Origin of the sequence: Streptomyces sp. 891-h, assembly GCF_022760275.1 — a bacterium.
Taxonomy (GTDB): domain Bacteria; phylum Actinomycetota; class Actinomycetes; order Streptomycetales; family Streptomycetaceae; genus Streptomyces; species Streptomyces spirodelae.
Genome location: NZ_CP050693.1, coordinates 3,219,705 through 3,234,014, shown reverse-complemented (window position 1 = coordinate 3,234,014; position 14,310 = coordinate 3,219,705). Strand labels below are relative to the sequence as shown.

General features: G+C 71.7%; 12 protein-coding genes and 2 pseudogenes. 8 read left to right on the top strand and 6 right to left on the bottom strand.

The window, feature by feature from the left end; translation table 11 throughout:
- Positions 1-418: 418 nt before the first annotated feature.
- Positions 419-1,852, bottom strand: a complete 1,434-nt coding sequence (locus HC362_RS14000; RefSeq protein ID WP_243084239.1) for an ANTAR domain-containing protein — start codon at positions 1,850-1,852, stop codon at positions 419-421.
- Between the two features lie 167 nt (positions 1,853-2,019).
- Between HC362_RS14000 and HC362_RS13995 the strand changes: the two genes are divergently transcribed.
- The 3 genes from HC362_RS13995 to HC362_RS13985 all read left to right on the top strand — a co-directional run bounded on the left by HC362_RS13995 (position 2,020) and on the right by HC362_RS13985 (position 5,253).
- Positions 2,020-2,994 (top strand): LysR family transcriptional regulator, encoded by a 975-nt coding sequence (locus HC362_RS13995; protein WP_243084238.1) that lies wholly within the window; start codon positions 2,020-2,022, stop codon positions 2,992-2,994.
- Between the two features lie 113 nt (positions 2,995-3,107).
- Entirely contained in the window at positions 3,108-4,508 is a 1,401-nt protein-coding gene (locus HC362_RS13990; protein WP_243084237.1) for a carbohydrate-binding protein, read from the top strand.
- 256 nt (positions 4,509-4,764) lie between these two features.
- On the top strand, positions 4,765-5,253 hold the full coding sequence (locus HC362_RS13985) for a MarR family transcriptional regulator (protein WP_243088575.1): 489 nt from the start codon (positions 4,765-4,767) through the stop codon (positions 5,251-5,253).
- A gap of 78 nt (positions 5,254-5,331) precedes the next feature.
- Here the strand turns inward: HC362_RS13985 and HC362_RS13980 are convergent, their stop codons facing one another.
- Complete coding sequence (locus HC362_RS13980) at positions 5,332-5,556, bottom strand: DUF2277 domain-containing protein (RefSeq protein ID WP_243084236.1); 225 nt, start codon at positions 5,554-5,556, stop codon at positions 5,332-5,334.
- Between the two features lie 115 nt (positions 5,557-5,671).
- Here HC362_RS13980 and HC362_RS13975 point away from each other — a divergent pair, with 115 nt between their 5' ends.
- Complete coding sequence (locus HC362_RS13975; RefSeq protein WP_243084235.1) at positions 5,672-6,142, top strand: cyclic nucleotide-binding domain-containing protein; 471 nt, start codon at positions 5,672-5,674, stop codon at positions 6,140-6,142.
- Positions 6,143-6,179: 37 nt separating this feature from the next.
- Here HC362_RS13975 and HC362_RS13970 read toward each other — a convergent pair whose 3' ends face one another.
- A complete protein-coding gene (locus tag HC362_RS13970; RefSeq protein WP_243084234.1) occupies positions 6,180-7,349 on the bottom strand; it encodes a rod shape-determining protein in 1,170 nt (389 codons plus the stop codon).
- 139 nt (positions 7,350-7,488) lie between these two features.
- Complete coding sequence (locus HC362_RS13965; protein ID WP_243084233.1) at positions 7,489-9,450, bottom strand: ABC transporter ATP-binding protein; 1,962 nt, start codon at positions 9,448-9,450, stop codon at positions 7,489-7,491.
- Positions 9,451-9,653: 203 nt separating this feature from the next.
- Here HC362_RS13965 and HC362_RS13960 point away from each other — a divergent pair, with 203 nt between their 5' ends.
- Positions 9,654-9,893, top strand: a complete 240-nt coding sequence (locus HC362_RS13960; RefSeq protein WP_243084232.1) for a DUF397 domain-containing protein — start codon at positions 9,654-9,656, stop codon at positions 9,891-9,893.
- On the opposite strand, the pseudogene HC362_RS13955 reads toward HC362_RS13960, so the two are convergent.
- Positions 9,856-10,038, bottom strand: a pseudogene (locus HC362_RS13955) (ATP-binding protein); the annotation flags it as partial. The gene HC362_RS13960 and the pseudogene HC362_RS13955 overlap by 38 nt on opposite strands.
- 276 nt (positions 10,039-10,314) lie before the next feature.
- A pseudogene (locus HC362_RS13950) lies at positions 10,315-10,743 on the bottom strand (ATP-binding protein); the annotation flags it as partial.
- 345 nt (positions 10,744-11,088) lie between these two features.
- On the opposite strand from HC362_RS13950, the gene HC362_RS13945 reads away from it, so the two are divergent.
- The 3 genes from HC362_RS13945 to HC362_RS13935 all read left to right on the top strand — a co-directional run bounded on the left by HC362_RS13945 (position 11,089) and on the right by HC362_RS13935 (position 14,309).
- Positions 11,089-11,928 carry a helix-turn-helix transcriptional regulator gene (locus HC362_RS13945; protein WP_243088573.1) on the top strand — a complete coding sequence of 280 codons (840 nt, stop codon included), beginning with the start codon at positions 11,089-11,091 and terminating at the stop codon, positions 11,926-11,928.
- Between the two features lie 56 nt (positions 11,929-11,984).
- Positions 11,985-13,442, top strand: coding sequence for an aldehyde dehydrogenase family protein (locus tag HC362_RS13940; protein ID WP_243084231.1), 1,458 nt, complete (start codon positions 11,985-11,987; stop codon positions 13,440-13,442).
- A gap of 258 nt (positions 13,443-13,700) precedes the next feature.
- Positions 13,701-14,309 carry a DinB family protein gene (locus tag HC362_RS13935; RefSeq protein WP_243084230.1) on the top strand — a complete coding sequence of 203 codons (609 nt, stop codon included), beginning with the start codon at positions 13,701-13,703 and terminating at the stop codon, positions 14,307-14,309.
- The last annotated feature ends 1 nt before the right edge of the window (position 14,310 follow it).

Genomic DNA, 14,310 nt, shown 5'->3' with positions numbered 1-14,310 from the left:
GCATGGGACCACCCCATTGCCTTTCAAGGCCACCCTCAGTGGTGCGGGTCCTTGGACCGGCCGGTGACGACCCTGCGGGAGTCACCGGCACAAGCCAAGGGCCTGGGGCATGAGCCGGGATGAGTGAATGTCTACCGGATTGTGCTGTTGCGGAAGGGGGCTCCTAGGGGGGCGAAGCCCCCGTAGCGGGGGGTGGTTGGGGGGCGGAGCCCCCCAGCGCCCGTCCGGCGAGGACCCGGGGGTTTGGGGGCGGAGCCCCCATGAACGGGAGGGGGCCACAGGGCTCGGCCTTCAACCGATGGAAGCGGTGCCCACCCACCCGCGGAGCCCCCATGAACGACAGACGGTCAGAGGGCTGAGCCCTCAACCCCGCCCACCCGAAAAAGGCTGGCCCCTCAGCCAATGGTGGCGGCGTCAATCATGGGTGCCGCCAGGTGCTGCCGGTGAAGTGGAGGTCCTCAAGGGCGTCGAGGACAACAGTGCGCTGGTACCACTCCAGCCACCGCCCGGCCTGCACCCCCATCTCATCGAGCGCACGGGCCTGCGCGGCAGACAACGCGCGGACGGGCCGCTCATGGTGGGTGGAGACGACACCCTCCACCTGCCCGGAGGGCACGATCAGCGGCGTGCTGTGGCACCCCCGGCTGCCGGCGGCCAGCACCGCGTCGCGGGACGCCTCGTCGAAGAGCTCGTCGGTGGCAACGTCCGTGACGGTGACGCGCGTGACCTGCTGGGAGGCCTGCGCGCAGGCGGTCCCGTCCTTGCCGACGCGGTCGAAGAACTCCAGGAAGTCGTCGTCGAGACCGTGGTGTTTCTCGATGCGCAGGTCACCGGTGACCGGGTCGACGAGCTGGACGTTGCCCATGCCGGTCTCGGCGACCTCCATGCTGTGGCGCAGCACGGCGGAGAGGACTTCCGCGGTGTTGGCGGTGGCGGCGCGGAGCTGGGGGGCGAAGGCCAGCGGGGGAGCGCTCAGCCGCTCGCGCTGGGGGAACCATTCGTGGTCGTAGGAGCGCGGCGGCGGAACGGTGATGACGGCACTGGCGAGGGTGCGCAGTCTGACGTTGAACCGCTGCGAGCTGGCCTCCAGGAGGGCGAACGCGGCGCGGTCGTCGGGCAGTCGGTAGCGCTCTTCCAGGATGCCCTGGGCGCGGGAGATCAGCGGGTGGGTGCGGACCTTGGCCCGCAGATTGCGTACCTCTTCGCGGAGCCGGACCACCTCGGCGGGCGGCGCCGAAGAGGCGGAGGACGCCGAGGAGGCGGAAGCAGCGGAAGCAGCGGAGGACGCGGCAGAGGCGGGGGCCGCGGGGGAGAGCGCCGGGGCCTGCGGCCGAGGGGCGGTGGTGACAGCCAACTGCGCCGAGCCGGTTCCACCGGTCTGTGTTCCACCGGTCTGTGTGCCACCGGTCTGTGTTCCACCGGTCTGTGTGCCACCGGTCTGTTCGGGGCGCCGCGGGGAGGGAACGGCGACGCCGAGTCCGGGTTCGGGTTCGGGCGCGCTGCACAGGGTGGTCGCCTCGGCGACGGACCCTACGACGGTCAGCGCGCCGTCGGCAGCCAGTACGTCGGCGAGCCGGGGGTCGGTGGTGGCCGGCAGCAGCGTGGTGCCGTCCTCCTGGAGGGCGCGCGCTGTGGCGACCAGCGCGCGGACCGCGGCTGCCGAGACGTGCGGGACCAGCGCGAGGTCGACGACCACCGCGGTGCAGCCGGGGGCGGGCTGCGCCGCCGTGCGGAGCGCGGCGTGGTCGGCGTCGGTCATGCCGCCCTCCGCGCGTACCACCCACAGGCCGTCCCCGCCCGGCAGCCGCACCACCTCCGCGCGTGCGGAACCAAGACCGCCCGTAGTGCTCATTCCGCGTCCCTCTTTCTTCCCCGGAATATTTGCAGCATGACAAAGGTACTCACCGGTGGGGTCGGACGGCAGTTCGGTCCAGGTGGGACGAGCGGGGAGAGCCCGGTGTTTCAGCGGGCGGTGTCCGGTGTCTTGTCGGCGGTCGGCGGGCGCCCCACCGTACTGGTATGGACCTGGAACTCCGACACCTCAAGGTCGTCGCGGCCATCGCCGAGGCGGGGAGTCTGACGCGGGCCGCGACCGGGCTGGGGCTGGCGCAGCCCGCACTGAGCGCGCAGCTCAAGAGGATGGAACGGGCGCTCGGGGGTGAGCTGTTCATCCGGGGCCCGCACGGGGTGCGCCCCACCGAGCTGGGGGAGCTGGTGCTGGAGCGGGCGCGGGTGCTGGTGCCCGCGGTGACGGAGCTACAGGAGGAGGCGCGCCGGTTCAGCCGGAAGCGGGCGGCGGGCGGGGCGGATCAGCCCGCCCGGTACCGGCTCGGGGGCACGCACGGGCCGCTGCTGGGCGGCCTGGTCGACCGGCTGGCCTCGGCCTGTCCGGGCGCCGCCGTGACGACGTACACGTCCTGGTCGACCCGCGAGCTGACCGGGCTGCTGGCCGAGGGCCGGATCGACTATGTGCTGGCCGGGGTGTGCGGCCAGAGCCGGCCGCCGTCCGTCGGGAGCGGCGGTGCCGCGGTGGTCTGGCGCCAGGTGGCCGTCGACCCGGTGTTCGTCATGCTGCCCGAGGACCATGCGCTGGCCTCCTGCGAGGAGGTGCCGCTCGGGGAGTTGGCGGGGGCGCGCTGGACCAACGTTCCGGGGGACGGCTGCTTCGCGGACTGCTTCGCCGCCGCGTGCGCGCGGGTCGGCTTCACGCCGGAGGCCGTGTACGAGACGGACACCGCTTCCTGTGTGCATCTGGTGCAGGTGGGACGCGCGGTGGGGCTGTGCCGTGCGACGTTTCCGCCGACGCCGGGCCTGGTGACGCGTCCGCTGCTCGGCTCCCCGCTGCTGTGGCGGCATCTGCTGGGCTGGCACCGCGACGCGGCCGCCGCCGGGGCGGCGCGGACCGTCCTGGCACACGCCCGTGCCGTGCACGCCGGCGCCGCCGGGCTGAGCCCCAGCTACTCCCGCTGGCTGCGGAAGCCCCAGGCGCCATAACACCGTGGCAGGGGGGAAGTTGAAGGGTCCTCACCAGGGTGGCGCCGGTCTACGGTTTCGCCAGTCCGCTCCCCGACCCTGCCGGGGAGCGAGCCCCCACAGAGGAGAACTCCATGGCGAGACCCACGAGTTCCGTTCCCCTCCGTCGCCGCCCCACCGGATCCGCCGCCGCGCGGCGACCCGCCACCGCGCGGCGACCCGCCACCGCGGCGGCGGCCGCCGTACTGGCCGTCGCCGGTCTCGTGCTGGCCGGACTGAGCGATCCCGCGCCCGCCGCTGCCGCCTCCCCGCGGACCGCCGGGAGCGACCCGGCGCTGCTGAGGGCGATGAGCCGCGATCTCCACCTCAGTACCGCTCAGGCCAGGACGCGGCTGGCCAACGAGGCCGAGGCGGCGGCCACGACGGCGGCACTGCGTACGGCGCTCGGCGACAGCTTCGCCGGGGCCAGGGTCAGCGGCCGTACGGCCGGCCGGCTGACGGTCGCGACCACCCGCGCCGACCAGGCGGCGCGTATCACCGAGGCGGGCGCCACCGCTCGCGTCGTCGACCGCGACCTCGGCGACCTCGACCGGGTGCACAAGGCGCTCGACCGCGCGGCCGCACGCTCCGCGCCGCACGGCGTGCCGGTCTGGTACGTCGACATCGCACGCAACGACGTCGTCGTGGAGGCGCACAGCACCGCCGCCGCGTACGCGCTGCTGAAGCGGGCGGGCGTCGGCCGGGACGCCGTCACCGTACGCCGCACCACGGCCGAGCCGCGCCCGCTGGCCGATCTGCGGGGCGGCGACGCGTACTACATGAACGGCAGCGGCCGCTGCTCCATCGGCTTCTCCGTCACCCGGGGCGGCCAGGGCGGCTTCGTGACGGCGGGCCACTGCGGCACTCCGGGCACCACCACCTCCGGGTACGACCAGCGGGCCCAGGGCACCTTCCAGGGCTCGACGTTCCCGGGCCGCGACCACGCCTGGGTGGCGACGAACTCGAACTGGACGCCCCGCCCGCTGGTCAACGGCTACGGCAGGGGCGATGTGACGGTCGCCGGGTCGACCGAGGCGCCGGTGGGCTCCTCGGTGTGCCGCTCCGGTTCGACGACCGGCTGGCACTGCGGCACCATCCAGCAGCGCAACACCAGCGTCACCTACCCGCAGGGCACCGTCTCGGGTGTGGTGCGGACCAACGTGTGCGCGGAGCCCGGCGACTCGGGCGGCTCCTTCATCTCCGGGAACCAGGCCCAGGGCATGACCTCGGGCGGCTCCGGCAACTGCACCTCGGGCGGCACGACGTTCTTCTACCCCGTCAACCCCGCGCTGCAGGCGTACGGCCTCACGCTGGTCACCAGCGGGGACGGGGGACCGCAGGAGCCGCCGGACGAGGGCACCTGGGCCGTGGGCACCCGATACCAGGTGGGCGACCGTGTCACCTACAACGGTGCGGCCTACCGCTGCATCCAGGCGCACACCGCGCAGCCCGGCTGGAACCCGCAGGACGCGCCGTCCCTGTGGAGCCGGGTGTGAGCTGACCCGCCCCTCCCGGAGAGCCCGCCGGACGCCACGTGCGCCCGGCGGGACCCCGCTCCCGTACCGCCCCGCCCCCCGGCTGCAGAATTGGGCGGTGTACGGGAGAGACGAGCTCGGGCGAGAGGGGCAGCGCGTGCCGGCGGAAGACGCACCCGGCGAAAGAGCGGACGGAGCAGACAGAGCGGACGGAGCAGACAGAGTCGAGGGAGCAGGCAGAGCGGACGGGGCCGAGGGGGATGTCGTCGCGCGGGTCCTGGGCCAGTGGCGGCAGGTGCTGCCCGACCTCGACACCGAGCCGATCGGGGTCATCGGCCGCCTCACCAGGTGCGCTGCCCTGCTGCGGCAGGCCTCCGACGCGCCGCTGGCCCGCGAGGGGTTCTCGCGCCCGGAGTTCGACATCCTCAGCGCGCTGCGCCGCGAGGACCGGGAGCTGACCCCTGGCCGGCTGGCGCGGGAGACCTATGCCTCGGCGACGGCCGTCACCAAGCGGGTGCGGACGCTGGAGGAGCGGGGCCTGATCGAGCGGCGCCCGGACGCGCGGGACCGCCGGGTCGCCCATCTGTCGCTGACGGCCGGCGGCCGCGAGCTGGTGGACCGGATCATGCCGGAGCAGGTGGCCTACGAGCGGTCGCTGCTGGTGGGCCTGGGCGAGGAGGAGCGCGACGGGCTCGCCAGGATGCTCGGCGAGCTGCTGCGGCTGCTGGAGAGCCGTCAGGAGGCGAGCGCGGGCGCCCGCCGCTGACCGCCGACGTCGAACGACTGCGCCGTCGGCCGTCTCAGCCGTTCCCACGAGGCGTCTCAGCCGTTCCCGCGAGCAATCTCAGCCGTTCCCACCGGGCGATCCCTTGATCACCAGGCTCTCCAGGAGCTCCCCGGTCGCCGCGGTGATCCGCTCGACGGCCAGGTCGAAGGCCGCCTGGTTGTGCGCGGCCGGGGCGCGGAACCCCGAGACCTTGCGGACGTACTGGAGCGCGGCGGCCCGCACGTCCTGCTCGGTGACGGCCTCGGCGTAGGGCGGACGGAGCGTCCGGATGTTTCTGCACATACCGCCGACGGTACGGCGTGTCGTGCAGAACTCGCCTGTCCGAGTGAGGAGAGGTACCTTGAAAAAGCCGTGACGTGGCAATACGTCGCTCCGTTCCCGGAAGGGAGGGCGGGCCATGCAGACCACGACGGGGCTGCTCGGCGAACTCACACCCGAGCAGCGAGAGCGGGTGCGCTCACTCGGCTACGAAGTGCGCTTCGACGCCGGGGAACGGATCTTCGAGGAGGGCGCGAAGGCCGACCGCTTCTGGATACTGCATACCGGCTCGGCGACGCTGGCCATGCACATCCCCGGCCATCGTGACGTGGCCATCGACCACGTCCGCCACGGGGAGCTGCTCGGCTGGTCCTGGATGTTCCAGCCGTATGTGTGGTCGCTCGCCGCTCAGGCGGACAGCCCGGTGCGCGCTCTGGAGTTCGACGCGCTCTCGGTGCGGGTCCTGTGCGAGGAGGACAAGGCGCTGGGCCTGGCCATGACCAGGACCGTCGCCGCGGTCATGGGGGACAGACTCCAGCGCTGCCGCGCCAAGCTGGTGGATCTGTTCGGCCCCTACGCACCCCACGACCGCGCAGCCGGCCCCATCTGAACGAGGCACTCAGCGGGCCGCTGCACCTCGCGGGCCGCTAACCGGCCTCCTGCTCCGGCACGGGGACGGCCGCCTCGGCGGCCGTGACAGCGCTCGGTCCTCCGATGACCTCCCGGCCGCCCGACAGGGGGTCGGTCCGCGTGGGGTCGGGCTCCCATGGCGCGGCGCCCTCGTCGGCCACTCCGGCGCCGTGCGTCATCATCGCGGCGAGCCCGTTGATGGCGCACAGGTCCGGCTCCCGCGCCACATGGACGGCCATCCCGGTGTGCTCACGCAGCTGCTCGGCGAGGCCGGGCAGCAGCGCCGTGCCGCCCGCCAGCACCATCCCGCGCTCGGCGAGGTCGGCCACCAGGTCGGGCGGGCAGCGGTGCAGCACGGCACGGATGGTGTCCAGCAGCCCCGTGAGGGGGGTCTGGACGGCCCCGCGCAGCTCCTCCGGGTCGACGGCCACGGTGCGGGCGAGTCCCGAGACCACGTCGCGTCCCTGGACCTCGATCGTGTTGCCGCTGCCCCCGCCCCGACGGTCGCCGACGCCGCCGCTGCCGAGCAGGGCGAGGTGGAGCGGGCGGACGTCCTGGCTGGGCAGCAGCAGCTCGTGCCGGTTGCGCAGGTACTGCACGACGGAGTGGTGGACGGTCTCCCCGCCCAGATTGACGGTGCCTCCCGCCACGACGGCGCCCAGTGAGACGACTGCGATCTGGGTGGTCGTCGTACCGCACACCAGCACCATGGCACCCTCGGCGCGTACCACCGGCAGTCCGCAGCCGATCGCTGCGGCGATCGGGGCCTCCACCAGCTCGACGTGGCGCGCTCCCACGCCGGTGAGCGTCTCGACGGCGGCACGGCGCATCAGCGGGTCGGCGTCGTGCGGGACGACGGCCAGGGCGCGCTGCATCGTGCGGCGCCGCTTGAGGCCGCGCAGCCGCTCGCTGATGAGTGTGCGCACCATCCGCCGGGCCATCTCGATGTCCACCACGTGGCCGTTGGAGACGGGCCGGATCACCTGGATGTGCTGCGGAGTGCGCCCGGCCATCCGCTCCGCCGCCTGGCCGACCGCGATCAGGGCGCCTGAGTGGGTGTTCACGGCGACGGCGGACGGCTGGTCGACGACGAGCCCGGCCCCTTTCGCGTAGACGCGGGTCCTGGCAGCCCCCAGGTCGACGGCGACGGAACAGCGGGTCAGGGCCTCAAGGCTGGAGCAGCTCATGGGCTCGTGTCCTTCCGGGAGCGGCGGCGCGGACCAGGGGACCGGTCCCCGGAAGCTGCCGGGGGAGCGGTCCACAGCTCAGCCTGTGCCCGTGTCGGGTACGGCGCGCGCCGAGCGCGTCCGGGAGGGTGATCTCCGCTCAGGCGACGGTCCCGATCCGCGCGCCCTGCGGCGTCCCGGCGGTGTCGCCCTGCGGCATCCCGGGCGTGCCGTCCTGCGGCGTCCCGGCCGTGTCGCCGGCCGACTCGCTGAACTGTGTCCTGTACAGCTGTTCGTACCGCCCGCCCGCTGCCAGCAGCTCCTCGTGGGTTCCCCGCTCCACGATCCGGCCCTCTTCCAGGACCAGGATCTGGTCGGCGGCCCGTACGGTGGACAGCCGGTGGGCGATCACCAGCGAGGTGCGGCCCTGGAGCGCCTCGCCGAGCGCCTCCTGCACGGCCGCCTCCGAGGTGGAGTCCAGGTGTGCCGTCGCCTCGTCGAGCAGGACGACACGGGGTTTGGCCAGCAGCAGCCGGGCGATGGTCAGCCGCTGCCGCTCGCCCCCGGAGAGCCGGTAGCCGCGCTCGCCGACAAGGGTGTCCAGGCCGTCGGGGAGCGAGGCGACGAGCCCGTCGAGACGGGCCCTGCGCAGCGCGGACCACAGCTCCTCGTCGGTGGCCTCGGGGCCGGCGAGCAGCAGATTGGCGCGGATGGTGTCGTGGAAGAGGTGGCCGTCCTGCGTGACCAGCCCGAGGGTCTGCCGCATCGAGGCCGCGCTCAGCTCGCGTACGTCCTTCCCGGCGAGCCGGACGGCGCCGCTGTCCACGTCGTACAGGCGCGGGACCAGCGAGGCCAGCGTGGATTTGCCCGCTCCCGAGGAGCCCACGAGGGCGATCATCTCTCCTGGTTCGGCGCGGAAGGAGATGCCGTGCAGCACCTCTTCACCGCCCCGGGTGTCGAGCGTGGCGACCTCTTCGAGGGAGGCGAGCGAGACCTTGTCGGGTGAGGGGTAGCCGAAGTGGACGTCGTCGAACTCGACGGAGACGGGTCCGGCCGGCACCTCTTGGGCGTCCGGCTTGTCCTCGATCAGCGGCTTGAGGTCGAGCACCTCGAAGACCCGCTGGAAGCTGACCAGCGCGCTCATCACCTCGACCCGGGCGCTGGCCAGTGCGGTCAGCGGCGCGTAGAGCCGGGTGAGCAGCAGCGCGAGGGAGACGACGGCGCCGGGGTCGAGGTTGCCGCGCAGCGCGTAGTAGCCGCCGAGCCCGTAGACGAGGGCGAGTGCGAGGGCTGCCATCAGGGTCAGCGCGGTGAAGAAGACCTCCTGCACCATGGCGGTGCGCACCCCGATGTCCCGCACCCGGTCGGCGCGGGCCGCGAAGGCGGCCGACTCCTCGTCCGGGCGCCCGAACAGTTTGACGAGAGTCGCGCCGGGTGCGGAGAAGCGCTCGGTCATCTGGGTGCTCATCTGCGCGTTGTGCTCGGCCCGCTCCCGCTCCAGCCGGGCGAGCCGGGCGCCCATCCGCCGCGCCGGCAGTACGAACAGCGGCAGCAGCACCAGGGTGAGCAGGGTGATCCGCCAGGAGAGGTTGAACATCACCACGAGGGTCAGCAGCAGCGTGACGATGTTGCTGAACACCTGCGAAAGAGTGGAGGAGAAGGCGCGCTGGGCGCCGATGACGTCGTTGTTGAGACGGCTGACCAGAGCGCCCGTACGGGTGCGGGTGAAGAAGGCCACCGGCATCCGCTGCACATGGTCGTAGACGGCGGTACGCAGATCGAGGATGAGGCCCTCCCCGATGCGCGCGGACAGCCAGCGGGTCAGAATGCCGACCCCGGCCTCCGCCAGGGCGATGGCCGCGATCAGCCCGGCCAGCACCAGCACGGTGCCGGTGGAGGACTTCTGGTCGATCGCGTTCATCACCTGCCCGGCGAGCAGCGGTGTGGCCACGGTGAGCACCGCGAGCACGCTGCTGAGCAGCATGAACGCGATCAGCTTGCGGTGGTGGCGGCGGGCGAAGCGGATGATGCGGCCGACCATGGCCGGCGAGAAGGGGTGCTGGTCCTGGTGGGCGTGGCGTGCGTTGTACAGCGCGTGCCAGGCGGTCATCTCCATGCTCATAACGGGAAGCTAGAACTTGAAGAGAACTTCAAGTCAAGGGGCCTGACCGGTAGTGATGGTCTCGCGACATGCGGTCGTGCACGTGCATCGGCACATGCATCCGTACGTGAACGAAGTTATGATCCCGGGAAGTTGGCAGTTGACGGCTGCACGACCCTGTCCACTGCGGCGAGCCGCACATCCGACCATTTCAGGAGATCCAAGTGCCCGACGCGTTCAACGGCATGGCCGCCAGGGACCTGGAGGGGGTCGTATGGCGGAAGAGCCGGTTCAGCAACTCGCAAGGGGCGTGTGTGGAGTTCGCCAGGCTGCCCAATGGTGACATCGCCATGCGCAACTCGCGCTTCCCCGACGGGCCCGCGCTGATCTATACGCCCGCCGAGGTGCGGGCCCTGATCCTCGGCGTCAAGGACGGCGAGTTCGACGACCTGGCAGCTCACTGACGACCGCCCCCTCGCGGGGCTCGCCACCGGTGCGGAACAGCGCCCAGACGATCTTCCCGGAGAGCGGACCTGAGAGCGGGTGCCACCCCCAGGTGTCGCTGAAGGAATCGACCAGGCACAGACCGCGTCCCGACTCCGCCGTGAAGCCGGGCGCCCCGAACTCCCCGAAGTCCTCGAAGTTCTCGAGTTCCTCGGAGTCCCAGGCGCCCAACGCGTCGAACGCGTCAACGGCTCTCACGGCGCCCCCGTGTCCCCCGTTTCCCCCGTGACCCCCGTTTCCCCCGTGTCCGAGGGACCCCTCGCGGCCGAGAGATCCCCCGCGCCCAAGGGGGTCCCCGGCGGGCGGGGCACCCCCTCGATCCATGGAGCCCCCGTACTCCATGGAGTCCTGACAGGTCGCGCGGCCCCCGTGACCGCCGAACCTTCCGTGCTGTGCACCGAATCCCCCGTGAGCCTCCCGATGCGCGGCGGCACGTCGTACGGCCGTGACATCGGGCGGCTGGTCGCTGGGGTCGCGTACGGCACAGACCAGCCGGGCCGACCAGCGCATCAGATGCAGCCGGACCGGTGGGTCGCCCTCGTCCCCCGACGCCGCCCCGTGATCGGCGCCGGGGGTGAGGCCGTGCCGCATGGCGTTGGTCACCAGTTCGGAGACCACCAGCGCCACGTCGTCGAACTCTTCGGTCAGGCCCCAGCGCTGGAGCGTCCTGCGGGTGAAGTTCCGGGCGCTGGAGACGGCTTCGTAGCGGGGCGGCAGCGCGCAGGAGGCGGAGCCGGAGACCGAGAGGGCATCCGGCGTGGGGAGCCCTCCCCATAAGGGCTCCAGCACCGTCGATCCTTCGGTCCCCAACAAGGGCCACTCCTGGCGTCAGCGGCAGTTGATGATCCTGCGCGGATCCTGTCGGCCGTGCTACCCCGCCTGGTGCGGGCGCCACAGCGCAACCCGCGCAGCCAACTTCCGTGCCAGCGGGTCCACTTGTGCCATCCCCATGGTTCCCAATGCCCACAGCAGATGCAAGGGCAGATGCACGTGCACGAGAGACTTTCGATCGTGTGTAATCGGGCGGGCACGCAACGGAGCGCGGGGATGGCACACTTCCCTTCAAGCAGGGGTGGAGGGCTGATCGGAATGACAACAGAATCGGCACAGGGTGGTACCGGAGGGGCGAAAGGGGTGAACAGCTCCAGCGGCTCGATGGTCCGGCGCATCCTGCTCGGATCCCAGCTCAGAAGGTTGCGCGAGGCCCGCGGCGTCACCCGCGAGGCCGCCGGCTACTCGATCCGGGCCTCCGAGTCCAAGATCAGCAGAATGGAGCTGGGCCGGGTCAGCTTCAAGGCGCGGGACGTGGAGGATCTGCTCACGCTCTACGGCGTCACCGACGACGCCGAGCGCGAACCACTCCTCGATCTGGCCCGGGACTCCAGCGTCGCCGGCTGGTGGCACAACTACAGCGATGTGCTGCCCGGCTGGTTCCAGACGTACGTCGGGCTGGAGGGCGCCGCCTCACACATCAGTACGTACGAAGTCCAGTTCGTGCACGGTCTCCTGCAGACCGACGAGTACGCACACGCCGTCGTCTCCGCCGGGCACCGCACCCCGCTCGCCGAGGAAGAGGTCGAACGCCGCGTCGCGCTCCGCCTGGAGCGGCAGAAACTCCTCCTCGGCGAGAACGCCCCCGACCTGCTCTGCGTGCTCGACGAGGCCGCGCTGCGCCGCCCGTTCGGCAGCAAGGCCATCATGGCGGCGCAACTGGACCACCTCGCCGAAGTCTCCGAGCGGCCCAACGTCCACCTGCACATCGCACCCTTCGAGCTGGGCGGCCACCCCGCCGAGGCCGGCGCCTTCACCCTGCTGCGCTTCCCCGAGTCCGACCTGAGCGACATCGTCTACCTCGAACAGCTCACCAGTGCGCTGTACCTGGACAAGCGGGACGAGGTGGCACAGTACGACCAGGCGCTGCGGCGGCTGGTGGAGCTCAGCCTCTCCCCGGAACACAGCCGGGATCACCTGCGCCAAATCCGCCAACTCCTGTGACCCGCCGGTACGATGACCAAGCAGCAGCATCTCCTTCAACCCCCAGAAGGAATGGCATGTCCTACTTCACGGATCTGGCACTCCAGTGCATAGACGGCGAGTGGCGTCCCGGCACCGGCTCCTGGGACATCATCGACTTCAACCCGTACAACGGGGAGAAGCTCGCCTCCATCACCGTCGCCACACGCGACGAGGTGGACGAGGCGTACCGCGCGGCCGAGCGTGCCCAGCGTGAGTGGGCTGCCACCAACCCCTACACGCGCAGACGCGTCTTCGAGCGGGCGATCCGGGTCATCGAGGAGAGCGAGCCGCGGATCACCGAGGCCATCATCGCCGAGCTGGGCGGCACCCGGCACAAGGCGGCCTTCGAGATCCACATGGTCAAGGAGTTCTTCCGGGAAGCCCTTCAGCTCTCGCTCAACCCGCTCGGCGAGATCCTGCCGTCCTCGGTCCCCGGCAAGGAGAACCGCGTCTACCGGGACCCGGTCGGGGTCGTGGGGATCATCTCCCCGTTCAACTACCCCTTCCTGCTGGCGGTCAAGTCGGCCGCGCCCGCGCTCGCGCTGGGCAACGCCGTCCTCCTCAAGCCGCACCAGTCGACACCGGTGTGCGGGGGCACCCTGGTCGCCAAGGTGCTGGAGGACGCCGGACTGCCGCCGGGCCTGGTGAACGTCGTCATCACCGACAGCGCGGAGATCGGCGACACGCTCATCGAACACCCGGTGCCCAAGGTCATCTCCTTCACCGGCTCCGACCGCGTGGGCCGCCATGTGGCCACCGTCGCGGGGCGCAACTTCAAGCGCGTCATCCTCCAGCTCGGCTCCAACAGCGGGCTGGTCGTGCTGGACGACGCCGATGTCGACTACGCCGTGGACGCCGCGGTCTACAGCCGCTTCGTCAACCAGGGCCAGCTGTGCATGGCGGCCAACCGGATCATCGTGGACCGGCGCCTGGAGCCGGAGTTCACCGAGAAGTTCGTGGAGCGCGTCAGCAGGCTGGTGGTGGGCGACCCGGAGAACCCCGAGACCCATATCGGCCCGCTCATCAACTCCCGCCAGGCGGAACGGGTGACCGCCATCGTCGAGCAGGCCCTCGCCGAGGGCGCCACGGCCCTGCTGCACGGCGAGGTGGACGGCAACCTGGTCTCGCCGAGCGTGCTGACCGGGCTGCCGGAGAACTCCCCCCTGCGGCACGAGGAGATCTTCGGACCCGTCGCGCTGATCATCCCGGTGGACGGCGAGGAGGAGGCCGTACGCGTCGCCAACGACACCCCCTACGGGCTCGCCGGCGCCGTGCACAGTGCCGACATCGAGCGGGGGATCGCGGTTGCCCGCAGGATCGACGCGGGGATGGTCCACGTCAACGACTCCACCGTCGCCGACGAACCGATCGTCCCCTACGGCGGCGAAAAACTCTCCGGACTCGGCCGCCTGAACGGCCCCCAGGTGGTCGAAGCCTTCACCACCACCCGCTGGGTCTCCATCCAACGCGAACGCAGCGAGTTTCCTTTCTGAAAACAAGCTGCGCTTGGGCAGTCTGCGCCCTGGGGGTACCTCCCGGCCGGAGGCTGGGGGGAGCAGGGTGGGCAAGCGCAGCACCCACCACCGGGCCGCACCCGGCGGGCGCCCACGCTGCGGTGCGGGGTGCGGCCGGTGGGCACAAGCTGAGTGGTCTGTTTCTTGAGGACAGAACCTGGCCGCAAGGGGTCATAGCTTGGGGTCATCAGCCGGGGGCACGGGCCTCCGGAGCGATCTGAGAGGTGGCGAGCCCCAATGCCGGTAGTCGTCAAGGCGGAACAGCGCGGTGACGAGCGCGGAGCGCTCCTCGCCTACCTGGAGGCCCAGCGAGGCGGCATCCGCCGCGCCCTCCACGGCCTCACCGAGGAGCAGGCCCGCAGCACCCCCGCGGCCAGCGCCCTCTCCCTGGCCGGCCTGCTCAAGCACGTCACCGTGGTCGAGGAGCACTGGCTGCGTACCTTCCGCGGTATCGAGACCAGCGAGGCCGAGCAGAAGGAGGCGTACGAGAACGGCTTCACGCCCGCCGCCGAGGAGACCGTCGAGGCGCTGCTCGCCCGCAGCGAGCGGGTCGCCGCCGAGGTCGAGACGGCTGTGGGCGAGTTGCCCTCGCTCGACGACACGTTCGTCGTCCCGCCCGCGCCCTGGGACGAGGGCGGCGAGTTCTCCTGGCGCTGGGGCCTGCTGCACCTGATCGAGGAGTTCGCACGGCACGCCGGGCACGCCGACATCATCCGCGAGACGATCGACGGCAAGGGCGCCTTCGATCTGGTCTTCGAGACCGGCGCGATGCCCGAGCCGGACTGGTCCGCGTTCGGCGGCGCCGACCAGAGCGGCGCCGACCAGAGCGGCGCCGACCAGGACTGAC

Coding starts and splice junctions, on each gene's coding strand:
- HC362_RS13940 (WP_243084231.1), top strand. CDS start 11,985: ATGTCCTACTTCACGGATCTGGCACTCCAGTGCATAGACGGCGAGTGG.
- HC362_RS13975 (WP_243084235.1), top strand. CDS start 5,672: ATGCAGACCACGACGGGGCTGCTCGGCGAACTCACACCCGAGCAGCGA.
- HC362_RS14000 (WP_243084239.1), bottom strand. CDS start 1,852: ATGAGCACTACGGGCGGTCTTGGTTCCGCACGCGCGGAGGTGGTGCGG.
- HC362_RS13970 (WP_243084234.1), bottom strand. CDS start 7,349: ATGAGCTGCTCCAGCCTTGAGGCCCTGACCCGCTGTTCCGTCGCCGTC.
- HC362_RS13965 (WP_243084233.1), bottom strand. CDS start 9,450: ATGAGCATGGAGATGACCGCCTGGCACGCGCTGTACAACGCACGCCAC.
- HC362_RS13990 (WP_243084237.1), top strand. CDS start 3,108: ATGGCGAGACCCACGAGTTCCGTTCCCCTCCGTCGCCGCCCCACCGGA.
- HC362_RS13995 (WP_243084238.1), top strand. CDS start 2,020: ATGGACCTGGAACTCCGACACCTCAAGGTCGTCGCGGCCATCGCCGAG.
- HC362_RS13980 (WP_243084236.1), bottom strand. CDS start 5,556: ATGTGCAGAAACATCCGGACGCTCCGTCCGCCCTACGCCGAGGCCGTC.
- HC362_RS13935 (WP_243084230.1), top strand. CDS start 13,701: ATGCCGGTAGTCGTCAAGGCGGAACAGCGCGGTGACGAGCGCGGAGCG.
- HC362_RS13945 (WP_243088573.1), top strand. CDS start 11,089: ATGGTCCGGCGCATCCTGCTCGGATCCCAGCTCAGAAGGTTGCGCGAG.